General features: G+C 65.6%; 18 protein-coding genes and 1 riboswitch. Of the genes, 4 read left to right on the top strand and 14 right to left on the bottom strand.

Annotated elements, in window-relative coordinates; translation table 11 throughout:
- Positions 1–56: 56 nt before the first annotated feature.
- From metF to ahcY, 3 genes are all read right to left on the bottom strand, one after another.
- Positions 57–908: a methylenetetrahydrofolate reductase [NAD(P)H] gene (gene metF / locus KW832_RS23265; RefSeq protein ID WP_218301643.1), complete on the bottom strand. Its 852-nt coding sequence runs from the start codon at positions 906–908 to the stop codon at positions 57–59.
- Positions 905–1,903 (bottom strand): TlyA family RNA methyltransferase, encoded by a 999-nt coding sequence (locus tag KW832_RS23260; RefSeq protein ID WP_218301642.1) that lies wholly within the window; start codon positions 1,901–1,903, stop codon positions 905–907. The genes metF and KW832_RS23260 overlap by 4 nt, the downstream gene beginning before the upstream one ends.
- Before the next feature lie 148 nt (positions 1,904–2,051).
- Entirely contained in the window at positions 2,052–3,485 is a 1,434-nt protein-coding gene (gene ahcY, locus KW832_RS23255; RefSeq protein WP_121422878.1) for an adenosylhomocysteinase, read from the bottom strand.
- A gap of 71 nt (positions 3,486–3,556) precedes the next feature.
- A riboswitch (S-adenosyl-L-homocysteine riboswitch) is annotated at positions 3,557–3,636 on the bottom strand.
- Positions 3,637–3,812: 176 nt separating this feature from the next.
- Here ahcY and KW832_RS23250 point away from each other — a divergent pair.
- The 3 genes from KW832_RS23250 to KW832_RS23240 all read left to right on the top strand — a co-directional run bounded on the left by KW832_RS23250 (position 3,813) and on the right by KW832_RS23240 (position 8,182).
- A complete protein-coding gene (locus KW832_RS23250) occupies positions 3,813–5,438 on the top strand; it encodes a peptide chain release factor 3 (protein WP_121508500.1) in 1,626 nt (541 codons plus the stop codon).
- 384 nt (positions 5,439–5,822) lie between these two features.
- Positions 5,823–7,271, top strand: a complete 1,449-nt coding sequence (locus KW832_RS23245; RefSeq protein ID WP_218338458.1) for a hypothetical protein — start codon at positions 5,823–5,825, stop codon at positions 7,269–7,271.
- A gap of 107 nt (positions 7,272–7,378) precedes the next feature.
- Positions 7,379–8,182, top strand: a complete 804-nt coding sequence (locus KW832_RS23240) for an HAD family hydrolase (RefSeq protein ID WP_218301778.1) — start codon at positions 7,379–7,381, stop codon at positions 8,180–8,182.
- 112 nt (positions 8,183–8,294) lie between these two features.
- On the opposite strand, the gene KW832_RS23235 is transcribed toward KW832_RS23240, so the two are convergent.
- The 5 genes from KW832_RS23235 to KW832_RS23215 all read right to left on the bottom strand — a co-directional run bounded on the left by KW832_RS23235 (position 8,295) and on the right by KW832_RS23215 (position 12,960).
- The gene (locus KW832_RS23235; protein ID WP_218301640.1) at positions 8,295–9,536 is read right to left on the bottom strand and encodes an ROK family transcriptional regulator; all 1,242 of its coding nucleotides are present in this window, start codon (positions 9,534–9,536) and stop codon (positions 8,295–8,297) included.
- Positions 9,537–9,549: 13 nt separating this feature from the next.
- Positions 9,550–10,002, bottom strand: coding sequence for an RbsD/FucU family protein (locus KW832_RS23230; RefSeq protein WP_057270393.1), 453 nt, complete (start codon positions 10,000–10,002; stop codon positions 9,550–9,552).
- Positions 10,003–10,012: 10 nt separating this feature from the next.
- Positions 10,013–10,819, bottom strand: a complete 807-nt coding sequence (locus tag KW832_RS23225; protein WP_218301639.1) for an ATP-binding cassette domain-containing protein — start codon at positions 10,817–10,819, stop codon at positions 10,013–10,015.
- Between the two features lie 2 nt (positions 10,820–10,821).
- A complete protein-coding gene (locus KW832_RS23220; protein WP_055393070.1) occupies positions 10,822–11,781 on the bottom strand; it encodes an ABC transporter permease in 960 nt (319 codons plus the stop codon).
- A 165-nt stretch (positions 11,782–11,946) separates the two neighbouring features.
- Positions 11,947–12,960 carry a sugar ABC transporter substrate-binding protein gene (locus tag KW832_RS23215; protein ID WP_218301638.1) on the bottom strand — a complete coding sequence of 338 codons (1,014 nt, stop codon included), beginning with the start codon at positions 12,958–12,960 and terminating at the stop codon, positions 11,947–11,949.
- A gap of 136 nt (positions 12,961–13,096) precedes the next feature.
- Between KW832_RS23215 and KW832_RS23210 the strand changes: the two genes are divergently transcribed.
- On the top strand, positions 13,097–14,155 hold the full coding sequence (locus KW832_RS23210) for a PfkB family carbohydrate kinase (protein WP_218301637.1): 1,059 nt from the start codon (positions 13,097–13,099) through the stop codon (positions 14,153–14,155).
- Positions 14,156–14,158: 3 nt separating this feature from the next.
- Here the strand turns inward: KW832_RS23210 and KW832_RS23205 are convergent, their stop codons facing one another.
- From KW832_RS23205 to uvrA, 6 genes are all read right to left on the bottom strand, one after another.
- The gene (locus KW832_RS23205) at positions 14,159–15,676 is read right to left on the bottom strand and encodes an NYN domain-containing protein (protein WP_218301636.1); all 1,518 of its coding nucleotides are present in this window, start codon (positions 15,674–15,676) and stop codon (positions 14,159–14,161) included.
- A gap of 77 nt (positions 15,677–15,753) precedes the next feature.
- A complete protein-coding gene (locus KW832_RS23200) occupies positions 15,754–16,716 on the bottom strand; it encodes a tripartite tricarboxylate transporter substrate binding protein (protein ID WP_055393058.1) in 963 nt (320 codons plus the stop codon).
- A gap of 165 nt (positions 16,717–16,881) precedes the next feature.
- Complete coding sequence (locus KW832_RS23195) at positions 16,882–17,313, bottom strand: Lrp/AsnC family transcriptional regulator (RefSeq protein ID WP_055393104.1); 432 nt, start codon at positions 17,311–17,313, stop codon at positions 16,882–16,884.
- A 178-nt stretch (positions 17,314–17,491) separates the two neighbouring features.
- Positions 17,492–17,848, bottom strand: a complete 357-nt coding sequence (locus KW832_RS23190) for a hypothetical protein (protein WP_218301635.1) — start codon at positions 17,846–17,848, stop codon at positions 17,492–17,494.
- A gap of 202 nt (positions 17,849–18,050) precedes the next feature.
- On the bottom strand, positions 18,051–18,557 hold the full coding sequence (locus KW832_RS23185; RefSeq protein WP_055393055.1) for a hypothetical protein: 507 nt from the start codon (positions 18,555–18,557) through the stop codon (positions 18,051–18,053).
- 194 nt (positions 18,558–18,751) lie between these two features.
- Complete coding sequence (uvrA, locus tag KW832_RS23180; RefSeq protein WP_218301634.1) at positions 18,752–24,625, bottom strand: excinuclease ABC subunit UvrA; 5,874 nt, start codon at positions 24,623–24,625, stop codon at positions 18,752–18,754.
- Positions 24,626–24,628 lie beyond the last annotated feature (3 nt).

Genomic DNA, 24,628 nt, shown 5'->3' with positions numbered 1-24,628 from the left:
GACCACCACCCCCCTGCAAATGTTGCAAAGTGCTAATGGTAGCCAAGCCGTGGCCGTCAGATCCCCAGGCGGCGGCAGATTTCCAGAGTGGCCGCACTCTGGTTCATGGTGTAGAAATGCAGTGCGGGCACGCCCGCGCTGCGCAGCTGGTCACACAGGTCGGTCACCACATCCAGCCCAAAGGCCTTGATGCTGGCTGTGTCGTCGCCAAACGCCTGCAGGCGCAGCCGGATCCAGCGGGGAATCTCGGCACCGCAGGCGTCCGAGAAACGCATCAGCTGCGTGGAGCTTCCGATGGGCATGATGCCGGGCACCACGGGCACGGTGGCGCCCAGGCGCTGTGTGTCTTCCACAAAGCGGAAATAGGCATCGCTGTTGTAGAAATACTGGGTGATGGCCGAGTCCGCACCCGCCTGCACCTTGGCGATGTAGGCGTTCAGGTCTGCCTCGGGCGACTTGGCCTGGGGATGCACCTCGGGGTAGGCGGCCACTTCGATGTGGAAATCCCGGCCCGTCTCCGCGCGGATGAAGGCCACCAGGTCGCTGGCGTACTGAAACTCGCCGCCCGCGCCGTAGCCGCTGGGCAGATCGCCACGCAATGCCACCAGGCGCTTGACGCCCATGGCCTTGAGCGTGGCGAGCTGCTCGCGCACGGACTGGCGTGTGGCACCAATGCACGAGAAGTGCGAGGCGGCGCTCACACCTTCGGCCAAGATTTCACGCACCGTGCCAAAAGTGCCTTCCTGCGTGGAGCCACCGGCGCCGTAGGTCACCGAGCAGAAATCCGGGTGCAGCGCATACAGCTGCTGGCGCGCAGCCCGCAGCTTGTCCGCACCTTCGGGCGTCTTGGGCGGAAAAAATTCAAAACTCACCGGAAAACCGGTGCCCTGGGCATTGGCAGCAATCATGGTGCCCTCCTCGCATAAACAAAAAATTCATGGTTGCCGTCGCCGCCCTGGATGGGGCTTTCGAGCCAGGCCTGTACGGCCAGACCCAGTTCGGCGCAGCAGTCGCGGATGCGTTTTTCCACCACGGCATACAGGGCGGCATCCCGCACCACACCGCCCTTGCCCACCTGGCCCGGCTGCAGTTCAAACTGCGGCTTGACCAGCATGAGCAGGTGGCCGTCAGGGCGCAGGAATGCGGCGATGGCGGGCAGCACCAGGGTCAGCGAGATGAAGGACAGATCACCCGTCACCAGGTCGAACGCCGGTGTCGTGTCCACCCCCGCGCATTCGGCGCGGCGTCGGCGCTGGACGGGCAGTGTGCCCTGCGCGCGGGCTTCGGCGCGCTGGGCGCGCTCGGACTTGAAGGCTTCGATGTCCTGGTCCTTGGCGTCGCCGCTATCGTCGTAGGCTTCGTCCACCAGGCCGCCGTTGCGCATCCAGCTGTAGGGCGCCTCGGGCTGGGTTTCGTTGTCTTCGTCGGCTTCGACGACTTCAGAGAGCGCCAGCTCGCAGGCTTCCTGCAGCGCCTGGGCGGTCAGCGAGCGCGCGTTCACGCCCTCCACGCAGACCACACGCAGATCGCTGCGCAGCCGCTCGTGGAGCTGGCCATGGCCCACGTCCACACCGATGACCTGCGCTGCGCCCTGCTGCAGCAGGCAATCGGTAAAGCCGCCGGTGCTCTGCCCCACATCCAGGCAGCGCAGCCCGGCCACGGACAGCCCCGTGGCCAACAAGGCGCCTTCCAGCTTGAGGCCACCGCGAGAGATGTACTTGGCCTCGGCATCGTCCAACAGCTTCACCTCGGCCACGGACGGGATGTCATCGCCGTTCTTGACCACCTTCTGCCAGGGCGCCAGGGGTGACAGACGCCACTCCACGCCCGCAGCAATCAGCCGCTGCGCTTGCGAGCGCGTGGCCGCATGGCCCGCTTCCACCAAAAATACATCTGCACGCATGGCGCTCATCCTTTAAGAGTCAAATCAGCCTCCAGCGCTTATCCATCAAGCGCAAGCAGCTATCACAATAGTAGCAACCACGATGCAGTGATCCACCAGCGCCCCGACGGCATGCCGCCAAGGCGCGCAATGCGCCTGGGGCGCGGGATCAATAGCGGTAGGTGTCCGGCTTGTACGGGCCTTGCTTGGGCACGCCAATGTAGGCGGCCTGCTCGTCGGTCAGCTCGGTCAGCATGGCGCCCACCTTCTTGAGGTGCAGACGGGCCACCTTTTCGTCCAGGTGCTTGGGCAACACGTAGACCTTGCCGTTTTCGTAGTAGTCGCTGTGGGTGAACAGCTCGATCTGGGCAATGGTCTGGTTGGCAAAGCTCGACGACATCACAAAGCTCGGGTGGCCCGTGCCGCAGCCCAGGTTCACCAGGCGGCCCTTGGCCAGCAGGATGATGCGCTTGCCGTCCGGGAAGATCACGTGGTCCACCTGGGGCTTGATCTCTTCCCACTCGTACTGCTCCAGCGACGCCACCTGGATCTCGTTGTCGAAGTGGCCGATGTTGCAGACGATGGCCTGATCCTTCATGGCCAGCATGTGCTCGTGGCGGATCACGTCCTTGTTGCCGGTGGTGGTCACGAAGATATCGGCCTTGTCGGCAGCGTATTCCATCGTCACGACCTTGTAGCCTTCCATCGCGGCCTGCAGGGCGTTGATGGGGTCGATCTCGGTCACCCACACCTGGGCGCTCAGTGCACGCAGGGCCTGGGCGCTGCCCTTGCCCACGTCGCCGTAGCCGGCCACCACGGCCACCTTGCCAGCGATCATCACGTCGGTGGCGCGCTTAATGCCGTCCACCAGCGATTCACGGCAACCGTACAGGTTGTCGAACTTGCTCTTGGTCACCGAGTCGTTCACGTTGATGGCGCGGAACATCAGCGAGCCCTTGGCCGACATTTCCTTCAAGCGGTGCACGCCGGTGGTGGTTTCTTCGGTCACGCCGATGATCTGGGCGCTCTTGCGGCTGTACCAGGTCGGGTCCTCAGCCAGCTTGGCCTTGATGGAGGCAAACAGGCAGGTCTCTTCTTCGCTGGTGGGGTTGGCGATCAGCGAGGCGTCCTTTTCGGCGCGCTTGCCCAGGTGCATCAGCAGCGTGGCATCGCCGCCGTCGTCCAGGATCAGGTTGGGGCCTTCGCCTTCGGTGCCGGCGGGGCCAAAGTCAAAAATGCGGTGGGTGTAGTCCCAGTATTCGGCCAGGGTCTCGCCCTTGATGGCAAACACGGGCGTACCGGCGGCAGCAATGGCGGCGGCGGCGTGGTCTTGCGTGGAGAAAATATTGCAAGAAGCCCAGCGCACCTCAGCGCCCAGGGCCTGCAGCGTCTCGATCAGCACGGCGGTCTGGATCGTCATGTGCAGCGAGCCCGTGATGCGGGCGCCCTTGAGCGACTGCTTGGGCGCGAATTCCTCTCGGATGGCCATGAGGCCGGGCATCTCGGTTTCGGCGATGCGGATTTCTTTGCGGCCCCATGCGGCCAGGCCGATGTCGGCAATGATGCAGTCGGTGTTGACCGGGGCGTTGACGCGTGCGTTCATGATGGTTTCTTGCTCCAAAGCATGTTTGAAAAACCACTGGTCGCGGGAGTGAAAAAGCTCACCACACGAGAAGTGGATGAGCGTCGTTGCTAGATGACTCCGAGCCTCACGCCCCGCCTGTGCTGGGGACGCTGCAACGCTCCTCGGATCGACGGATTATAAAAGCAAGTGCATTCCCCGCACCATGCCCCGGGATGAATCCGTCCTCGGCCTTGCACGGAACAGTAAAATCCCGCCACTGCCGCCCCTGCGTCCCACGCCGGTCCCGGCCCGAAGATTCTTGCGCAGGGCGCTCTGCCCCGCACCCATCCCATTCAGGAACCCCCTGTGTCCTACGCCCCAGAAACCCGGCGCCGCCGTACCTTTGCCATCATTTCCCACCCCGACGCGGGTAAGACGACGCTGACGGAAAAGCTGCTGCTGTTCTCGGGCGCGATCCAGATCGCAGGCGCCGTGAAGGGCCGCAAGGCCAGCCGCCACGCCACCTCCGACTGGATGGAAATCGAAAAGCAGCGCGGCATCTCGGTGGCCAGCTCGGTCATGCAGATGCTGTACCGCGAGCATGTCATCAACCTGCTCGACACGCCCGGCCACAAGGACTTCTCGGAAGACACCTACCGCGTGCTCACCGCCGTGGACTCGGCCCTCATGGTGATCGACGCGGCCAACGGTGTGGAAGCACAGACCCGCCGCCTGATCGAGGTCTGCCGCCAGCGCGATACGCCCATCATCACCTTCGTCAACAAGATGGACCGCGAAGTGCGCGACCCACTGGACATCATGGACGAGGTGGAGCGCGAGCTGGGCATGCCCTGCTGCCCGATGACATGGCCTGTGGGCCAGGGCAAGAGCTTTGGCGGCATCATCAACCTGCGCACCAAGACCATGACGGTGTTCGAGTCCGGCAGCGAACGCCGCCCACAGGACTTCGAGGCCATCCCCTTGTCGGACGAGGCGACTCTGCGCACACGCTTTGGCGCTGAGTTCGACGCCGCGCTGGAGAGCATGGAACTGGCCGTGGGCGCATCGCCCGCGTGGGACCATGAAGCCTTCCTGGCTGGCAAGCTCACCCCCGTGTTCTTCGGCTCCGGCGTGAACAACTTCGGGGTGATGGAAGTGCTCGATGCCCTGGTGGATATGGCCCCTCCCCCCGGCCCGCGCGTGAGCACGCTTGAAGTGAACAAGCAACCCGTGGTGAAAACCATCCAGCCCGAAGACGAAGGCTTTGCCGGGGTGGTGTTCAAGGTGCAGGCCAACATGGATGCCAACCACCGCGACCGCATCGCCTTTGTGCGCGTGGCCTCGGGCAAATACACGCCGGGCATGAAGCTCAAGGTGCAGCGCACCTCCAAGGAGCTGCGCCCCACCAGCGTGGTGACCTTCATGTCGCAACGCCGCGAGGCCGTCGAAGAAGCCTACGCAGGCGACATCATTGGCTTTACCACCCACGGCGGCGTGCAGCTGGGCGACACCATCACCGATGGTGCCAACCTGCAGTTCACCGGCCTGCCCTTCTTCGCGCCAGAAATGTTCATGACCGTGGTGCTCAAGAACCCGCTGCGCACCAAACAGCTCCAGCAGGGCCTGGCCCAGCTGGGCGAGGAAGGCGCCATCCAGGTCTTCAAGCCCGACGCAGGCGGCAACATGCTGCTGGGCGCCGTGGGCCAGCTCCAGTTTGAAGTGGTGCAGCACCGCCTCAAGGCCGAGTACGACGCCGACGTGCGCCTGGAAGGCTGCCAGTACACCGGCGCGCGTTGGATCACCGCCGACAATGCGGCCGACCTGCGCGCGTTCACCGACGCCTACCCGCTGCGGCTGGCGCACGACGCGGCCGACACGCTGGCCTACCTGTGCACCAGCCCGTATGACGTGCGCCTGGCGCAAGAGCGGTTTCCGAAGATCCATTTCCACCCGCTGCGCGAGCATGCGGGGTTGGCGCTGCAGGGCGCATAGCCCGCACAAGAGGGGGAAATTCTTGCGCAGTCAGCCGATCAATTTCTCCATGGCGCCGCTTTGCACCAGGACTGGCATCGGCTCCACCATTTCCGCACTCGCCCTGGTCGGTGCGGACTTGCTGCTGCTGAAGACTTTGACCCGAGGGCGTGATGTGCCTGGGAGTGTGGGCGGCAGAAGGCATCGAAGCGAAACGTACGAAAACCGAGGATCGCGTGGTGCTACCGACAAGCCCAGGGTGGGCCCCTGGGCGCTGGAGGTGGTACCACGCGGGACCCGTTTATCGCGCGTCGCAGCCGATGCTCCTTCTGCCGCCCGCACTCCTAGCCACTACACGCCTGCAGCGCTCAACTTCCTGCGTCATTGGCAATGGACGCTCCAGCATTGAAAGCCGCGCGCCACGCGCTGCGCGAACACATCGACCGCCATCCCTGGATCGAGTGTCTCAGCGCCACACTGCTTCTGTCTTTGCTCACCCTGCTGGTGCATGGCGCATCACTCCAGGGATCTTGGCGCTGGGATGACGGCGCTCACCTGAGCTACGCCGCCCAATACACACCCTGGCAATATTTCTTGGAGCCCCACATTGCCCAAGGGCACTCCAGTGCCAATGTCGCTCCATGGAACCTGCTGTTCTACGACATCAACCTGAGCTTGTTCGGCATGGCCGCCGCTGGCCACTACGCGCACTTGCTGCTGCTTGTGGGGCTGGGAGCCGCGTTGTTCTATGCCGTGTTGCGAGAGTGGGTGGAGCCCCTGCCCGCACTGATCGGCGCCGTTGCGCTGTTGCTTGGCAAGCCCACTGCCCACATCGCGGCGGGCCTGATGCATGGGCACTATGCGACCGGCTTCGTGTTCGCCATGCTGTCGATACTGGGCTGGACCCGGTATCTCAAAGGCGGGCGCGGATACTGGCTGGGGCTGTCGGCCCTGGCCTACCTGCTGGCGACTACCTGCAAGGAAGTCTATGTACCCCTGGTCGTCCTCTTGCCCTTCCTGCCCGTGGGCACGCGGCCGCAACGAGTGCGCGCACTGATACCGTTTGTGCTGATTGCACTGCTCTACATAGGGTGGCGCTACCTGCTACTTGGGCGCCTCGTGGGAGGCTACAGCCAGGGGGTTTTCGATGCCAGCGAGGCCCTGCGCCAGTTGCTCCGGGTTCCCAAATTGCTCCTCGGCTCCAAACCGCCCGGCAACATCCTTGCCGTTGTATTTCTCGGCCTTCTGTGCCTCGCGGCGGTGAAGCGCCGCCTCCATGCGCCTGTTTTCTTCGTGTCCTTGGGCATCGTCCTGCTGCCGCTGATACCGCTGACGGCCTTTCCGGGAATTCACAGTCCGGACCGTTACCTGTTCGTGCCGTGGGTGGCGTTTTCAGCCTGCCTGGCGGTCGTCTGGCCGCGAGAGACGCGCCCGGTTTTTGCCCTTGTCGGAGGCGCAGCGATTGTTGCGGCCCTGGCAGGCCTGCATGCGCAGGAGAAACAGGCGCTCAGGCCCAACCTGGCGTATTGGGACACGCTGTATCGCTTTGCCCTGTCACTCGACAAAGAGCGGCAGGCCATATTCGTAGTCCCAGAGTTCGGAGGCACCGATGATGGATACAAACGCTCTGTACTGATCCGCGCCAGAAACACCGCCGACCTGTTTGTGCCAAAGCCGCAGCCAGGCGATTTGCACGTCGTGGACGAAAAGGGTCGTGGCCTGGAACAGGTCCCATTGGCCACCCTGCAGCTATTCGAGTTCCGTGGCGGGGACATGGTGCCCATGCCCCCCGAAAGGGTCGCAGAGAAACTCCCGAGCCTGGCGCGTGGGCAACCTGCCCAAAGTGTCCGTTAGAAGCAGCCATCTCTTCGTCCACAGAAAAAGGTGCAAGCCCGAGCGACAGCCCTCCGCGACTTTCACCAACGCCCCCTCTCGCCATCCCTATGCCTTCTCGTTCCCCCATGCTTCCGTTGAGTACCTGGAATCCTCCCGCCCGCCTCGTCGGCCTGCTCACCGACATCGACGACACGCTGACCACGGAGGGGGTTGTGCCTGCGCACGTGGTGCAGGCGATGGAGTCGCTCAAGGCCCGGGGACTGGCCGTGATCCCCATCACGGGTCGCCCCGTAGGCTGGAGCGAGCCCTTTGCGGCCGCCTGGCCTGTGGATGCCATCGTGGCCGAGAATGGTGCTGTGGCCCTGCAGCGCTCTCTGGACAAGCGCGATGCGCTATTAAAACGATATCAACAGGATGCAGCCACGCGCTCAGCCCATTTCGCCCGCATGCAGCAAGTGTTGGCTGACATCGAAGCCAGGGTGCCCGGCGCCCGCCGCGCGACCGACTCGCCCGGACGCGAAACGGACATCGCCATCGACCACAGCGAGTTCACACACCTGCCCCAAGAGCGGATCGACCAATGCGTGGCGATCCTGCGCGCCGCAGGCATGAACGCCACCGTGAGCAGCATCCACATCAACGGCTGGTTCGGGGCGCACAACAAACTGGAGGGCGCGCGCTGGATCGTGCGCGAGTTGCTGGGACGCGACCTCGACGCGGAGATCGACCGCTGGGTGTATGTGGGCGACTCGACCAACGACCAGCTCATGTTCGAGCACTTCCCCCACAGCGTGGGCGTGGCCAACATCGCGCGCTTTGTGCCACAACTGCAGCACCTGCCGCGTTATGTGACCGAGGGCGAGCGGGGCGCGGGGTTTGCCGAAGTGGCACGGGCGATCCTGGCGGGTCTGGATCGCGGCGGGAGCTGAGCCTGAAGCAGCCTTGGCCGAGAAATTTGAATAGAAATACGGCCTAGCGCTTGATGGATATGCGCAAATAGCTATATTTTTAATAGTAAACCTTCACAACCCCACGCCCTTCTCAGGCCTTGAGGAAGATGTCCGTATCCGGCGCAAAACAGGCATGCAGCGGCAGCAGCGCCCCACCCAGCGCGCGGGCGTCCGAGCCCATGGTGCCCAGCTCCAGCCGGGGCGGCTGGTGCAAGCCCTCCCAGTTGTAGTCGGCCAGCGCGTGGCGGGCGCCTTCGCAAAGGGCCTGCAGCAGCTCAGGGGCTGCGGCGCCATCGACCACCACGGCATCCAGGTCCAGGAACGCCGTGGCCGAGACGATGCAGTGCGCCAGGCCCGCCGCAGCGCGCGCAATCCAGCCCCGGCTGTGTTCCAGCCACGGGGCCTGCAGCACACGCTTGTCGTAGGCGGCCATGGGGTCGAGGCCATGTTCGCGAAAGCGCTGCTCCAGCTCCCACAGCGATGCCTGGCTGATGAGCTGCGCGGGGGCCTGCCCGGGAAGGGCTGGTGACAGCGGCAGCGAGGCCACCGCGCCTGCATTGCCGTGCAAGCCCCGGTGCAGGTGCGAATTGATGACCAGCCCGCCGCCCACAAAGGTGTCCATGAACAGGTACAAAAAACTCGGGATGTCGCGCCCGCGCCCCTGCAGCAGCTCGGCCACGCAGGCGGCCGAGGTGTCCTTGGCAAAACTCACGGGCAGCTCGGTCATCTGCTGCACCTGCTCGGCCAGATCGATGTTGTTCCAGGCTTCGGACTGGGCCTCGGTGAGCCCCAGCATGCGGTGCCAGCCACCGAGCTGGAACGGCGCGGCCACGCCCACCCCTACCACGCGCGAGCGCAGCGGGCCCAGGCCGTCGAGCAGCTGGTTCAGGTGCGTGCGGATCGCAGGCAACAGCACGTCGATGTCAGGGAAGGCGTAGTCGAGCACGATGCGCTCGCGCACATGGCCGGTGAAATCGACCAGCAGCCAGTCGGCACTGCGGCGGCCGATCTTGATGCCGATGGCAAAGGCGCCGTCGGGGTTCAGGCCAATCGGCACCGAGGGCTGGCCCACGCGGCCGCGCACGGGCGCTTCGCGGCGCAGCAACTGGTCTTCGTCCAGCCGGGCGGTGATGAGGCCGATGGTCTGCGCCGTGAGGCCCGTGACCCGCGCCATCTCGGCCTTGGCCAGGCTGCCATGGGTGCGCAGCGCCTGCAGCACCACGCGCTCGTTGAACTGGCGCAGCCCCACATGGTTGGAGCCGCGCTGGCGCAGCAGCGCGGGGCTGGCGGCAGTGTTGTCAACGGCGGGTAGGGATGCGTCGGTGTCCAGCATGGTGATGAAACGATCAGGCGTTCAGAGTGTCGCCGATGACGCCCTTGCGCAGCAGGAAGTTGCCCCAGGGCTGCAGCTCTCCCGTCACAACGATGGCATAGGCCTTTTTGACGCGTTCGTAGAACGCAAAACGCTCCACGCCTTCGGCCTGCTCACTGGCCACGCCCTCGCGCGCCAGCACGTCCATGGTTTCGCGCTGCAGGGCTGAGCGGTAGGGCACCTCGGTGCCGCCCACCTGCATGTAGGCCACAGGATGCGGCACATCCTGCGCCAGCGGCAGCACGCTGGCCACCGCTTGCACGGCGCGCGCCATGCCGATACCGGGCAGGCGCAGCACGGGCTTGCCCGCGCCCAGGCTCATGGCGGTGAAGTTGGCGTCGGCCAGCACGATGGCGTCGTCGTGGCCCATCTCGGCCAGCACCTTGAGCAGGTCGGGGGTCAGCAGCGGGTCGATGTTTTTGAGCATGGCAGCGTCTTCAGGCAAGGCATTCAGCGGGCAGGTCGGTGGCCGCCATAGCGCCCGTCATCACGGCCACGGTGTCGCTCATGCTGATCTTCTTGGGGTTGACCACCGCCGCACGCTTGCCCAGGCGGGCGATGTGGATGCGGTCGGCAATCTCGAACACATGGGGCATGTTGTGGCTGATGAGGATGACGGGCAGGCCCTTGTCGCGTACGCGGCGGATCAGCTCCAGCACCATGTTGCCCTCCTTCACGCCGAGGGCGGCGGTGGGTTCATCCATGATGACCACATGGCGCGCAAACGCTGCGGCGCGCGCCACGGCCACGCACTGGCGCTGGCCGCCCGAGAGTGTCTCCACCGCCTGTGTCATGGAGCGGATGCCGACCTTCAGCTCGGCCATGCGGGCCACGCTTTCTTCGAGCATCTTTTTCTTGTCGAGCATGCGCAGCGCGCTGCCCAGCAGTCCGGGGCGGCGCAGTTCGCGGCCCAGAAACAGGTTCTCGGCAATGGTCATGGCCGGGGCCACGGCCAGGTCCTGGTACACGGTTTCGATGCCCGCGCGGCGTGCGTCGATGGGGCTCTTGAACTGGATGCGCTGGCCGTCGAGCAGGATCTCGCCTTCGTCGGGCACGGTGGCGCCCGACAGCGCCTTGATGAGGCTCGATTTGCCCGCGCCGTTGTCGCCGATCACAGCCAGGATCTCCCCGGCGCGCAGTTCAAAGTCGGCGCCATCCAACGCGGTGACCTGCCCGTAGCGCTTGACCAGGCCCTTGGCCTGCATGACCAGGGGGGCGTTCGTGGTGTGTGGGGAGGTGGTCATGATCAACGCACTCCTTTGCGCGAGAGTTGGTCGGTGGCCACGGCCAGGATCACGAGGATGCCGGTGACGAGGATCTGGTAGACCGACGACACGCCCATCAGCGTGAGTCCATTGCGGAACACGCCCACGATGAGCGCCCCCACCAGCGTGCCCAAAATCATGCCGCGCCCGCCAAACAGACTGGTGCCGCCCAGCACCACGGCGCTGATGGCGTCGAGGTTTTCGGTCTGGCCCGCGTTCGGGTCACCCGCGCCAGTGCGGGCCACCGACAGCACCGACGCGATGCCGTAGAACAGGCCCGCCAGCACATACACGCCCAGCAGCACCTTGTCGGTGGCAATGCCGGTAAGGCGCGTGGCTTCGGGGCTGTTGCCCACGGCGTAGACATGGCGGCCCGGCGCGGTCTCGCGCAGCGCAAACCAGGTGACGAGGTACAGCACCAGCATGAGCACCGCGCCCCAGACGATGGCGGTCTGCCCCAGCTGGAAGGTGTTGCCCAGTGCGGTCATGCCAGCCGGGATGTCGGTGATGGTCTGCGCGCCCGAGTACAGCTGCGTGGCGGCAAACGCGATGTTGAGCGTACCCAGCGTGACGATGAAGGGCGGCAGCTTGATCTTGGTGACCAGCAGGCCGTTGATCAGGCCGAACAGCATGGTCACCGCCATGCCGCAGGCAATCGCCACGGGGGCCGAAAGGCCGTAGTCCGCCGCCATCTTGGTCATCACGATGCCGCCCAGAGCCATCACCATGCCACACGACAGATCAATGCCCGCCGTGAGGATGACCAGCGTCTGGCCGATGGCGATCACCGCCACCACCATGACCTGCTGCAGGATGAGCGCGAAGTTCTGCGCCGACAGGAAACGCTCGCTCTGCGTGGCAAAAAAGGCGCACGCCAGGATCAGCGCGATGAACGGCCCCAGCGTGGCCAGGGGCGGTAGTTTGGAAGCGGTCGAGGACATGGCGGCTCCGTGCGGGTGGACAAAGGGGGCGCTCAGAAAGCAGTTGACGGTTGGGAGCCGATCGCAAAACTCAGCGAAGCGGTTCTGGCTAGGCGCTGCGTCGCAGGCAGTACGGTAGTACGACAAGACGCAGCAACGACGCCAGAAGAGTTTTGAGAACGGCTCTTACTTGGCGCCCCAGCACAGGTCGGTGCCGGTCTTCACATCCTTGCTGTCCACGCCCGCCATGGGCTTGGCAGCGATCAGCGTCACGCCGGTGTCGGTGTAGCCGCTGACCTTCTTGCCGGTCTTGGCATAGTCCACGCCTGCCGCCACGCCCATGGCGGCCATGCGCAGTGGGTACTGCTGGCTGGTGGCGGCGATCACACCCTTGCCCACGTCGGCAATGCCCGCACAGCCACCGTCCACCGAGACGACGAGCACGTTCTTCTCCTTGCCTGCGGCCTTGAGCGCGTTGTAGGCACCGGCGGCAGCGGGCTCGTTGATGGTGTAGACGATGTTGATGTCAGGGTTCTTCTGCAAGCAGTTTTCCATGCCGGTCTGGCCCTTGGCGCGGTCGCCAAAGCTGTCGGCCATGCAGACCACTTCGGCGGGGCGCGACAACTCATTGCTCTTGGCATCGTTGGCCTGCAGACCAAAGCCCTTCAGGAAGCCGTTGTGCCGCTGTGCGCCCACGGGGTGGCCGGGGAACAGGTCCAGCGTGGCAATCACAGGCTTCTTGCCTGCAGCGGCTGCCTTGGCGTACTGGCCGATCAGCTCGCCCGCCTTGTAGTTGTCGGTGGCAAACAGCGCGTCCGTCGCATCCATGGGCTCGGTGGGGCTGTCGAGCGCAATCACCATCACGCCGCGCGCCTGCGCCTTCTTGATCGCGGGCACGATGGCCTTGGCGTCGCTGGGGGTGATGAGGATGGTCTTGGCACCTGCGGCGATCAGGTTCTCCATGGCCGTGACCTGGCCCGCGTTGTCGCCATCGGTCTTGCCTGCGGCCGACACCAGTTTGGCGCCCAGCTTCTTGGCCTCGGCCGTGGCGCCCTCTTTCATCTTCACAAAGAAGGGGTTGGTCTCGGTCTTGGTGATGAGGCCGATGACGGGCTCGGACGTCTGCGCCTGGGCTAGGCCGCAGGCCAGGGCGCCGGTGAGGGCAAGGGCAGAAAGCGCGAAGGCGGGGGTGCGTTGCATGGTGTTGTCTCCGGGTTTTGGGATGGCAGATTCCTGTCGGCCCCGTGCTGCGCGGCTGGCAGGTGAACCACTCTTGTCGGGTGGATGGGATCGAACTATAGTGGCCGACGAGTTAATAAATCAAGTGGATTTACTTATGGTTTTCCCTATCCAATCCGCCGACTCCAGCCCCGCCCACACCGCGCCGCCGCTGCGCGTGGCCACGGCGGGCGAGGCCTTGTTTGACCTGATCGAAGAGCCCGATGGCCGCCTCAAGCCCTGCGCGGGCGGCGCGGTCTACAACCTCACGCGCGCGCTGGGTTTGCAAGGGGTGGGCGCGCTGTACCTCAACCCGCTGTCGGGCGACATGCTGGGGCGACAACTGGCGCGCGGCCTGCACGATGCTGGCGTGGCCCTGGCAGCGCCCACGCCGGTGCGTGCGCCCAGCGCGCTGGCACTGGCCGCACTGGATGCCGAGGGCAAGGCCAGCTACAGCTTCTACCGCGACGGCGTGGCCGACCGCCAGGTGACGGCCGCCGCGCTGACGGCTGCTTGCGCCGCATTGCCTGAGCTGCAGGTGGTGGCCACGGGCTGCCTGGCGCTGGTGGCACAGGACGCTGCCATCTACCAGCCCTGGCTGGCAGCGCAGCGCGCAGCAGGCCGCATGGTGGTGGTGGATGCCAACCTGCGCCTGTCGGCCGTGGACGATGCGGAGGTCTACCGCGCCAACGTGATGGCCGCCCTGCAGCACGCCCACCTCATCAAGGTGAGTGACGATGACCTGGAGGCGCTGGCTGTTCCGGGTGCCAACGCATTGGAACGCGCCCACTATTTGCAGCAGCAAACACAGGCGCAATGGCTCGCCCTGACCCTGGGGCCGGAAGGTGCCTGGCTGCTGCAGCGCGACGGCCTGGCCGTGCATGCGCGCGAAGAAGCGCCGATCACGGTGGTGGACACCGTGGGCGCAGGCGACTGTTTTCTGGCGGGTTTGATCACCGCCTGGCTGGCAGGGCCTGAGCGTGGCGAAGAAGCCCTGACCTTGCGCCCGGGTGGCCTGACGGCGCCCGTTTCGGAGGCCCGGCTGCGCGCCGTGCTGCACCATGCGCTGGCCAGCGCCAGCCACTGTGTGGAGCGGGCGGGCTGCACGCCCCCCCGTTACGAAGAAGTGCAAGAGCGGCTGGCGTTGCGGCGCTCAGCGACCGCAGCGGGCCAATAACACTTACTCGGCGGGTTTGGCGGCCGGCTTGCGGGCACGACTGCGTGGACGGGGAGCGGCCGCCTTGGTGAGAGCCGCGCCTTGTGCCTCAGCGGCCGGTGCTTCGGCTGTGGAAGCCGATGCCTCGGCACCTGTAGCACCGCCCGCATCCGCCACGGCACGCGAGCCACGCGCTCGGGGCGCAGCGGCAGCCTTGGGGGCGCTGGCAGCTGGTTTGGCACCTCCTCCACTGCGGGCGCGGCTGCGGCGAGGGGCGGCAGGCTCGGCACCATCGTTCTCAGGAGGTATCTGCTCTGCCGGGGCCTCGGAGCCATCCAACGCTTCGGCGCGCGCATCCTGCTCAGGGCTGCTGTCGATCACCCGCTCCAATGGCCCGGCCTCGTGGGCCACCGGCTGGCTGAAATAGCGGCTGGCCGGGCGCTCTGACGGCACATCCGCCTGCTCGGACGCCAGTGGCTCCTGGTTCGAGTCATTGCGCGGCTCGCTGCGCTGCGTGGAGCGAGTGTCTGGGCGGTCTGCGCCCTCACCACGGCGCCCCCGGCTGCGGCCCGGCGCGCCCTGCCCTTCGCCACTGTCAGAACGCAGATCGGGTGCCGTCGCCACCGCATGAAAGTCGTGCCGCGTGGCGCCGCCCTGGCTGGCTCGCTCACCGGCTCCTTCAGACCGCGCGGGCGCTGCCGCGGCAGTCGGCCCACCATGGCTGCGGTACACATACGCGCCCGACTTTTCATCGCGCCCGAACTCCAGCAGGCCGCGCGCCTGCGCTTCTTCGAGCAGGTTGCCAAAGGTGCGGAAGCCATAGCGGCCTTCGCTGAAGTCGGGCTTGCGGCGCTTGATGGCCTCCTTGAGCACCGAGGCCCAGATCTTGCCGGTGTCGCCGCGCTCAGACAACAGGGCTTCAAACGTTTCGGCCGCCAGCTCCACGCCCTGGGTGCGGCGTGCGTCCTGGCTTTCCTTGCGGCTGCGCTCCTCTTCGGGGCTGCGACGGGGCGCGGGTGCCGGATTGCTGCCCGGGCTCTGGCGGCGGGCCTGGGCGCGCTGGTTTTCGCGCACCAGGTCGTCGTAGAAGATGAATTCGTCGCAGTTGGCAATCAGCAGATCGGACGTGGACTGCTTCACGCCCACGCCGATCACCTGCTTGTTGTTCTCGCGCAGCTTGGACACCAGCGGCGAAAAGTCCGAGTCGCCGCTGATGATGACGAAGGTGTTGACGTGCGACTTGGTATAACAAAGGTCCAGCGCGTCCACCACCAAGCGGATGTCGGCCGAATTCTTGCCCGACTGGCGCACATGCGGGATTTCGATCAGCTCGAAATTCGCCTCGTGCATGGTGGCCTTGAAGCCCTTGTAGCGCTCCCAGTCGCAATAGGCCTTCTTGACCACGATGGAGCCCTTGAGCAGCAGGCGCTCCAGGATGGGCTTGATGTCGAACTTTTCGTACTGCGCATCGCGCACGCCCAGGGCGACGTTTTCAAAGTCGCAAAACAGGGCCATGCTGATGCTGTCGGAGGGGGATGCCATAAATGCTCGCGGTGTTCCGTTCAATGTTGGGACGGATCATCACACGGAACGCATTGCCCCCTCGGAGAGGCGTGGCCTCACGTGGGTTTGGCCAGGCCCAGTTTCTCGACCAGCGCCTTTTCGCGCGTGAACGTGTCCTGCGCAAACTTCTTGTACGCCGCCGTGCTCATGTACATCGGCACCATGTCATAGCGCGCCAGGGCCGTGCGATAGCTCTCCTGCTCCATGGCCTGCTTGAAGGCATCGTGCAGGCGCTTGACCACCGCATCGGGTGTGCCCTTGGGTGCGCCGATGCCAAAGGGCGAGTTCTGCACCAGGTTCAGGCCCAGCTCCTTGAGCGTGGGCGCGTCGGGGAACTTGGCCAGGCGCTCGGCGCCCCAGGTGTTGAGCACGCGCAGCTTGCCCGCTTCCACCTGCGGCGCAAAGCCGGTGGAGTCGGCCGCCGCCATGATCTGCCCGCCCAGGATGGATTGCATCAGGTCGGCACTCCCCTTGTAGGGCACGTGCAGCAGCTCCAGGCCCAGCTGCTGGGCGATGAGTTCCATCGTCAGGTGCGGGCTGGTCATGGTGCCTGTGGAGCCATAGCTGAGCTTGCCAGGGTTGGCCTTGGCCCAGGCCACGAAGTGCGTCCAGGTCTTGAGGGGCGAGTCGGCGGGCACCACCAGGCCAAACGCGTAGCCGGTGACGTTGAGCACGTAGCTGATGTCTTTGACCGGGTCCCAGTTGATCTTGGTGGTGTAAGGGAGGCGGAACACGCCCAGCGGAATCTGCGCGACGGTGTAACCGTCAGCAGGCGAGGTCTGCAGCGCCTGGGCAGGCAAGGTGCCGCCCGCGCCGGGCTTGTTTTCGACAATCACGGTCTGCCCGAGGATCTTGCTGGCGTTGTCAGCCAACGCGCGCATGGTGATGTCGGTGGGGCCGCCGGCCGGGAAGGCGATGATCAGCTTGATGGGTTTGTTGGGAAAGCTCTGGGCCTGCGCCAGGAACGCGGGGGCGGCGAGGCTGGCGGCTCCCCATTGGATGATCTGGCGACGTTGCATGGCGAAGCTCCTCAAAACGAAAGACAAAAGATTCGCTCATTGGACTGCAGCCCCTCGCGCGGGGCATGCAGGAAACCCCCTAGCCTCTGTCACCAAGGCGGCAGCGCGGCTGGGGCAGGATGGTTCCCGCAACGCGCCGGTAGCGCGCAACACCGCAGGCGTTTGTCACACTTTGTACGTGGACAGCAGCAGGCTGGTTTCCGTGTTGGCAATGCCCGGCGTGAGGCGGATGCGGCCCAGCGCCGCATCGAATGCCTCCAGGCTTTCGGCGCGCACCTCCGCCACGATGTCCCAGCGGCCGTTGGTGGTGTGCAGGGTGCCCACCGTGGGCTCACCGCGCAGCGCATGGATGACAGCGGGCGCCGCATTGCCCTCGACCGCGATGCTCATCCACGCACGGATGCGCTGGGGCTCCGAATCGGGCCGCAGCCGCACGGTATAGCCGACGATGACACCGCCCTCCTCCATCTTGTGCAAGCGGTTCTGAACGGTGCCGCGCGATACACGCAGCTTCTGCGCCAGCGTGGCCACGGGGGTGCGTGCGTCGGCGCGCAGGATGCTGAGGATTTCGCGGTCGGTGTCGTCCAGTTTGGTCATGGCAGGCTCTGTAGCTGGCAGTTCGGCAATTTTCTGTGCATTGTGGCCCTGCAAGCTGGCACGGGCATTTCTTCCGCCCGGCGCAACGCGGACGACTTCTCACGCTGAATCTGGATCAAGAAGGCTGGCAGCGCCCGTCTAGAAAGCATCAAACGCCATCAAATTCATAGCGCTCGCATCACAACGAATCCGTGGGATGCGGGGCCTGCGCATCCAGCCGCGCATCACAACCCACGCCCGATGCGATCCAGCGCCGGGCCAGCGCAGACAGTGCGCGCACAGCCCAGGGATGGGACAGGCCGGTGACACCACCGGGGTCGGCCACCATGCCACACCAATAGCGCTGGTCAGCATCGCTCCAGCGCAGGGCTGCGCAGGCCCCCTTGCGGCGCCGTGACACCAGCATCCCCAGCGGGCAGGGCTCCGCCAGGCAGCACAGCCCACAGCCGTTGCAGGGTGCGCCTTCTGCGGGTTTGGCAGGTGCTGCGGGATGCAACCACACCACGGTGGGGTGAGCAGGCAGTTGTTCGGGCATGGGGGTGCAAAGGGAACATGCGCGAGCGGCAAATGCCCCCCGCGCTCCACGGTGCATTGTGCGGCCCTATTACCGCCGCGCGACTGGCTGCACGACCACAGGCCCCAACAAAAAAGCCCCCGCTGCGATCACAGCGGGGGCCAAACCGGTCGAAGGGACCGGGGAGGGAGACAAGTAAAGAGGGAATGAAACTGTCGCCGGATCAGCAGCCCAGCGGCCGGTTCGGGCGCATGGGCACGATGCCGGTGACGCGCAGGGTGGCGTTCGAGCCATCCGTGGCTGTCAGCGTTTTTCCGCTGAAGCGCACCTGGTCGCTCTCGCGTACCACCGCCGTGTCAGTCGGCTCGCCGCTGGCGTATTCCTTGCCATCAAAGGTCAGGAAGACCTGGTGCAGGCCCGTCGCATCGGGGCGATACCGGATGTCGCCAAAGGCGGTGGCCGAAGAACCCACCTTGTTGGCCCCGTCAAAGCGGAAAGCACACAATTCGGGCACCGAGCCGATGGGGTTTTCCTTGTCCACGCCGGTGAGGTTCAACGTGCCGTTGCCATACACACCGTTAAGACCGTCCACCGTAGCGCTGGTCACGGTCAGCACACCGGGTTCGTTGCTGGGTGTTGGGTCATCGTCATTGCCGCCGCCGCAGGCGACCAGCAGCACAGAAGCAGCCGCAAGGGCAGTACAGGTCTTGAGGAAATGAAAAGCGTTCATGGTGATGGGCGTCCGTAGATGTGGATGGAAGGTGGGGAGCCGATCCCCTGCAACCCATCGTAGGAAGCCCACCCCGCGCAGCGCGTGCGCCATGTTCCGCGTTGTGCGTAGGACATGGGCCGACAGGGGTGTGCGCCAAACCAATGGCTGGCATGGCGCCACCCTGCCCCTGCCGCCCGCGCCGCTCACGTATCTCAGCGCGCCAACACCGCCGCCAGCGCCTTTCCAGTATGTGTGCCCGCCGCCACCACATCCTCGGGCGTAGCGGCTGCCACGATGCGCCCGCCTGCGTTGCCACCTTCCGGGCCCAGGTCCAGGATCCAGTCAGCCTCGGCGATCACATCCAGGTCGTGCTCGATCACGATCACGCTGTGGCCACCATCGACCAGGCGGTGCAGCACGCGGATGAGCTTGTCGACGTCGGCCATGTGCAGGCCCACGGTGGGCTCGTCCAGCACATACAGTGTGTGCGGCGCCTTCTGCCCTCGGCGGCCCACCTCGTCGCGCACCTTGGTGAGTTCGGTCACGAGCTTGATGCGCTGCGCTTCACCGCCAGAAAGTGTGGGCGACGGCTGGCCCAGCGTGAGGTAGCCCAGGCCCACGTCCTGCAAGAGCTGCAGCGGGTGCGCAATGCTGGGCATGGTGGCGAAGAAGCCCACGGCCTCGTCCACCTCCATCTGCAGTACGTCGCCAATGCTCTTGCCGCGCCAGGTCACGGCCAGGGTTTCGGGGTTGAAGCGCGCGCCGTGGCAGGTCTCGCAGGGTACCTTCACATCGGGCAAGAAGCTCATCTCAATGGTGCGCACGCCCGCGCCTTCGCAGCCGGGGCAGCGGCCTTCGCCGGTGTTGAAAGAAAAGCGCCCGGCCGCGTAGCCGCGCGCCTTGGCCTCCAGCGTTTCTGCAAACAGCTTGCGGATGGTGTCCCAGAAGCCGATGTAGGTAGCAGGGCAACTGCGCGGCGTTTTGCCGATGGGTGTCTGGTCCACTTCGAGCACGCGGTCGATGCTCTCGAAGCCCGACAGGCCTGTGCAACCCACCAGCGGCGGCGCCTTGCCTGCATCCATGGCATCGCGCCCGGCCTTGGTACTGCGCTGCTGCACCCAGGCCTGCACATTGGCCAGCAGCACATCGCGCGCCAGGGTCGACTTGCCCGAACCGCTCACGCCCGTCACGGCCACCAGGCGGTGCAGTGGCACGGTGGCCGTCACGTTCTGCAAGTTGTGCAACTGCGCGCCATGCACCGTAAGCCAGCGCATGGCGGCACGTTCCTTGGCCTCGGTCAGCGCGTCTGCGGCCAGCGATGCGGCCTGGGCCGCGCGCTTCTTGACGGCAGCGCTCTGTCGGCCGGTAGGCGCCGCAGCTTCGGCACGGGCAAAGGCGGCCGTGGCCTCGGCACTGACCTCGCTGGCCGACATGCTGCGGCGCAGCTGCAGCGGATGCTTCATGGCGTGCAGCAGGTAGCGGCCGGTTTGCGAATCTTCGGCGCCCGTGATGTCGGCCACGCTGCCCTGCGCCACCAGGCGCCCGCCGCGTTTGCCCGCGCTGGGGCCAATGTCGATGATGTGGTCGGCGCGGCGGATGGTGTCTTCGTCGTGCTCCACCACCACCAGCGTGTTGCCCTTGTCGCCCAGTTTGTGCAGGGCGTTGAGCAGGATCTGGTTGTCGCGTGCATGCAGGCCAATGGTGGGCTCGTCGAGCACGTAGCAAACCCCCTGCAGGTTGCTGCCCAGCTGCGCGGCCAGGCGGATGCGCTGCGCCTCGCCACCGCTGAGCGTGGGCGCGCCCCGGTCGAGCGTGAGGTAGCCCAGGCCCACTTCTTCGAGGAATTCGAGGCGGCTCTGGATCTCGGGCACCAGATCGCGGGCGATGTCGCCTTCACGCTGGGTCATGCCGCCTTCGATGCGCAGGGTCTCGATCCATCGGCGTACATCGGTGACTGACAAAGCTGCGATGTCGGTAATGCCCACTCCCGCAAACTTCACCGCGCGGGCCGTGGCGTTCAGACGCGTGCCGTGGCATGCGGGGCAAGCGGTGTCCTGCAAATCTTCCACCTCGGGCTCGGCAAAGGTCTGCTCGCGGCCCTTTTCCTTGTCGTCTTGTACCGAGTCGTCAAACACCTTGCGCTGGTCCTTGGTGAGCTTGACGCCGGTGCCCACGCAGTCGGGGCACCAGCCATGCTTGCTGTTGTACGAGAACAGGCGCGGGTCCAGCTCGGCATAGCTGGTGGCGCACACCGGGCAGGCACGCTTGGTCGAAAAGGCTTGCAGATGGCCAATACCGGCCGTGGGCAAGCCGCCCTCCATGGCCGCAGCCAGCGTGTCGATGCTGCTCAGCACATGCACCACGCCCTTGCCGTGCGTGAGCGCGTCGGCCAGTGCCTTGCGGAGCTGGGCTTCGTTCTCGGGCGACACGTCGATGCTGGCAACAGGCAGCTCGATGGTGTGCTCCTTGAAGCGGTCAATGCGCGGGAAGTTGGTGGTGGGCAGGAAGTTTCCATCCACGCGCAGATGCGTAAAGCCGCGCGGGCGCGCCCAGTCGGCCAGCTCGGTGTAGACGCCCTTGCGGTTCATCACCAGCGGCGCGAGCAGTCCGATGTGCTGACCGCGAAACTGCGTGAGCAATTGCGCGGCGATGCTCTCGGGCGTTTGCGGCTGCACGGCTGCGCCGTCTTTGGTGCAGTGCTGGGTGCCCAGCTTGACGTACAGCAGGCGCAGAAAGTGCCACACCTCGGTGGTGGTGCCCACGGTGGACTTGCGACCGCCGCGCGAGAGGCGCTGCTCGATGGCGACAGTGGGCGGGATGCCGTACACGGCATCCACCTCGGGCCGACCGGCTGGCTGCACGATGGAACGCGCATAGGCATTGAGCGATTCGAGGTAACGCCGCTGGCCTTCGTTGAACAGGATGTCAAACGCGAGCGTGGACTTGCCCGAGCCGCTCACGCCCGTCACCACGTTGAACTTGCCACGCGGAATATCCACGCTCAGGTTCTTGAGGTTGTGCTCCTTGGCGTTGACGATTTGTATAGCGTTTTTGGCCGCTGGCGCTTGATTCATATGCGCGATGCGCTCTGATTTTCGTAGCACAGCAGCTTTTTCGTGCACCGAGTGGCCGCCCACGCCCAGCGCCAGTTCGTAGTCGCGCAGCGCCTGCCCGGTGTGTGAGGTGGCATGGGCACGCACGTCCTCGGGCGTGCCCTCGGCCACGATGAGGCCGCCCGCGTAGCCGCCTTCGGGGCCCAGGTCGATGAGCCAGTCGCTGGCGCGGATCACGTCCAGGTTGTGTTCGATGACGATGAGCGAGTGCCCCGCATCGATGAGCTTGCGCAGCGCGCGCATCAACTTGGCAATGTCGTCAAAGTGCAGGCCAGTGGTGGGCTCGTCAAACAAGAACAGCGTGCCTTTGCGGGCGACGGACTGGCGCGATTTGGATGCGCTGCGCGCAGCCTCCGCCAGAAAGCCTGCAAGCTTGAGGCGCTGCGCCTCGCCGCCTGACAAGGTCGGCACGGGCTGGCCCAACGCCACGTATTCGAGCCCTACATCCACGATGGGCTGCAGCGCGCGGATCACATCACGGTCATTGGCAAACAGGTCGGCCGCCTCGGCCACCGTGAGAGCCAACACGTCGGCCACATTCAACGTCCGACCACCACGCTCGATGGTGATCTCGAGGATCTCGGGCCGGTAGCGCTTGCCATCGCAGTCCGGGCAGCACAGGTACACGTCGCTCAGGAACTGCATCTCCACATGCTCAAAGCCCGAGCCGCCACAGGTCGGGCAGCGCCCATCGCCGCTGTTGAAGCTGAACTTGCTGGCCGTGTAGCTGCGCTGCTTCGACAGCGGCGCCACGGCAAACAGTTCGCGGATGCTGTCCCACGCGCCCACGTAGCTCACGGGGTTGGATCGAGCGGTTTTTCCGATGGGGGATTGATCGACAAACACGACATCCGACAAATGGTCGGCGCCGAGCATGCGGTCGTGCGCGCCCGGCGTGTCGGTGGCCTTGCCAAAGTGGCGCAGCAGCGCGGGGGCCAGCACGTCCTGGATCAGGCTGGACTTGCCCGAGCCACTGACGCCGGTCACGGTGACCAGGCGCTGCAGCGGGAACTCCACCGTCACATCCTGCAGGTTATGCTCGCGCGCGCCTTCGAGGATGAGGCGCGGCGTGGATTCGGTGACCATTCGCTTGAAGCCAAAACCCACGTGCTTGCGCCCACCCAGGTAGGCGCCGGTCAGCGTGTCGGCGTTGCGCAAATCGGCCGTGGTGCCGTCAAACACGATCTGTCCGCCCAGGCGGCCGGGGCCAGGGCCCATGTCGATCATGCGGTCGGCCGCCAGCATCACGGCGGGGTCGTGCTCCACCACCACCAGGGTGTTGCCCGCATCGCGCAGGCGCAGCATGGCCTCGGTGATGCGGTGCATGTCGCGCGGGTGCAGGCCGATGCTGGGCTCGTCCAGCACGAACAGCGTGTTGACCAGGCTGGTACCCAGCGCCGTGGTGAGGTTGATGCGCTGCACCTCGCCGCCACTCAGTGTGCGGCTTTGCCGGTCGAGCGTGAGGTAGCCAATGCCCACGTCGCACAGGTATCTGAGGCGGGTGGTGATTTCTTCGTGCAGCAGCTTGAGCGCTTGCGCGTCGCCGCCCTTGGCGTCGTCGCCCACCGGTAGCTGCATGCGATCAAAGAACTGGCGCAGTCGATCAATGGGCAGCAGCATCAGATCGTGCAGGCACAGGCCAGGCAAGGCTTCCAGTTGCTCGCGCGACCATTGCACGCCTTCGGGCATGAAGCGTTTGCCAGGCTCCAGCACCGCATCGGCATCCTCCTTGCGGCCGATGCGCCAGAGCAGGCTTTCGGTCTTGAGCCGCGCACCCGCGCAGGTGGGGCATGGCGTGTAGCTGCGGTACTTGGACAAGAGCACGCGGATGTGCATCTTGTAGGCCTTGCTCTCCAGGTACTCAAAAAAGCGCTTGATGCCGTACCACTGCTTGCTCCATTGCCCGTCCTTGTAGCCGGGGGCGCCGCCGATCACCCACTTTTTCTGGTCGTCGGTCAGCTTGTACCAGGGCGTGTCGCGCGGGATACCAGCCGTTTCGGCATGGCGCATGAGGTCGTCCTGCGCTTCTTTCCACGCGGGGGTCTGGATGGTCTTGATGGCGCCCGCGCGCAGCGTGAGCTTGTCGTTGGGGATGACGAGGCCGTAGTCCACGCCGATCACGCGGCCAAAGCCCCGGCAGCTGTCGCACGCACCCACGGCGGAGTTGAACGAAAAGGCGGACGGAATGGGGTCGCTGTAGCGCAGGTCGCTGTCGGGGCAGTGCAGGCCCGTCGAAAACCTCCACAGCTCTGGTTCGCTCTCGTCCATGAGCCGATAGACATTCAAGCGCCCCGTGCCGCGCTTGAGCGCGACCTCGATGGCCTCGATCACCCGCGCCTTCTCGGCATTGCCCAGACGGAACCGGTCGGCCACCACATCCAGCACCTTGCGCGGGCCGGTGGGCGTGGCCACCTCGCGCTCGGCCTGCACCTTGGTGAAGCCACTGGCGGACAGCCATTGCTCGACCTGCTCGGCCGATGTATTGGCGGGGAGTTCGACCGGGAAGGTCAGCACGATGCGTGGATCACTGGCGGCAGCGCAGCCCGCGGCCAGCTCGGCGTAGATGGTCTCGGGCGAGTCATGGCGCACTGGCTGCGCCGTCTGCTTGTCGAACAACTGGCCTGCGCGCGCGAACAGCAGCTTCAGGTGGTCGTTCAGCTCCGTCATCGTGCCCACGGTGGAGCGGCTGGAGCGCACGGGGTTGGTCTGGTCGATGGCAATGGCCGGCGGCACGCCCTCGACCTTGTCCACGGCAGGCTTGTCCATGCGGTCGAGGAACTGGCGGGCGTAGGCGCTGAAGGTCTCCACGTAGCGGCGCTGGCCCTCTGCATAGAGCGTGTCAAACACCAGGCTGGATTTGCCCGAGCCGCTGGGCCCCGTGACCACCGTGAGTTCGCCGGTGCGGATGTCCAGATCCAGGTTCTTGAGGTTGTGCTGGCGTGCGCCGCGGATACGGATCAGTCCCTGGGTCATGGA

The organism is Acidovorax sp. sif0632, from assembly GCF_019218805.1.
In the GTDB taxonomy this organism is placed as follows: domain Bacteria; phylum Pseudomonadota; class Gammaproteobacteria; order Burkholderiales; family Burkholderiaceae_C; genus Acidovorax; species Acidovorax facilis.
The sequence above is the reverse complement of the archived record's forward strand: the minus strand, read 5'-3'. Positions and strand labels throughout refer to the sequence as shown.

What these genes read in the sequence shown, in the direction of transcription:
- metF (WP_218301643.1), bottom strand. Translation starts at nt 908, where the DNA reads ATGATTGCTGCCAATGCCCAGGGCACCGGTTTTCCGGTGAGTTTTGAA.
- KW832_RS23260 (WP_218301642.1), bottom strand. Translation starts at nt 1,903, where the DNA reads ATGCGTGCAGATGTATTTTTGGTGGAAGCGGGCCATGCGGCCACGCGC.
- ahcY (WP_121422878.1), bottom strand. Translation starts at nt 3,485, where the DNA reads ATGAACGCACGCGTCAACGCCCCGGTCAACACCGACTGCATCATTGCC.
- KW832_RS23240 (WP_218301778.1), top strand. Translation starts at nt 7,379, where the DNA reads ATGCTTCCGTTGAGTACCTGGAATCCTCCCGCCCGCCTCGTCGGCCTG.
- KW832_RS23235 (WP_218301640.1), bottom strand. Translation starts at nt 9,536, where the DNA reads ATGCTGGACACCGACGCATCCCTACCCGCCGTTGACAACACTGCCGCC.
- KW832_RS23230 (WP_057270393.1), bottom strand. Translation starts at nt 10,002, where the DNA reads ATGCTCAAAAACATCGACCCGCTGCTGACCCCCGACCTGCTCAAGGTG.
- KW832_RS23225 (WP_218301639.1), bottom strand. Translation starts at nt 10,819, where the DNA reads ATGACCACCTCCCCACACACCACGAACGCCCCCCTGGTCATGCAGGCC.
- KW832_RS23220 (WP_055393070.1), bottom strand. Translation starts at nt 11,781, where the DNA reads ATGTCCTCGACCGCTTCCAAACTACCGCCCCTGGCCACGCTGGGGCCG.
- KW832_RS23215 (WP_218301638.1), bottom strand. Translation starts at nt 12,960, where the DNA reads ATGCAACGCACCCCCGCCTTCGCGCTTTCTGCCCTTGCCCTCACCGGC.
- KW832_RS23210 (WP_218301637.1), top strand. Translation starts at nt 13,097, where the DNA reads ATGGTTTTCCCTATCCAATCCGCCGACTCCAGCCCCGCCCACACCGCG.
- KW832_RS23205 (WP_218301636.1), bottom strand. Translation starts at nt 15,676, where the DNA reads ATGGCATCCCCCTCCGACAGCATCAGCATGGCCCTGTTTTGCGACTTT.
- KW832_RS23200 (WP_055393058.1), bottom strand. Translation starts at nt 16,716, where the DNA reads ATGCAACGTCGCCAGATCATCCAATGGGGAGCCGCCAGCCTCGCCGCC.
- KW832_RS23195 (WP_055393104.1), bottom strand. Translation starts at nt 17,313, where the DNA reads ATGACCAAACTGGACGACACCGACCGCGAAATCCTCAGCATCCTGCGC.
- KW832_RS23190 (WP_218301635.1), bottom strand. Translation starts at nt 17,848, where the DNA reads ATGCCCGAACAACTGCCTGCTCACCCCACCGTGGTGTGGTTGCATCCC.
- KW832_RS23185 (WP_055393055.1), bottom strand. Translation starts at nt 18,557, where the DNA reads ATGAACGCTTTTCATTTCCTCAAGACCTGTACTGCCCTTGCGGCTGCT.
- uvrA (WP_218301634.1), bottom strand. Translation starts at nt 24,625, where the DNA reads ATGACCCAGGGACTGATCCGTATCCGCGGCGCACGCCAGCACAACCTC.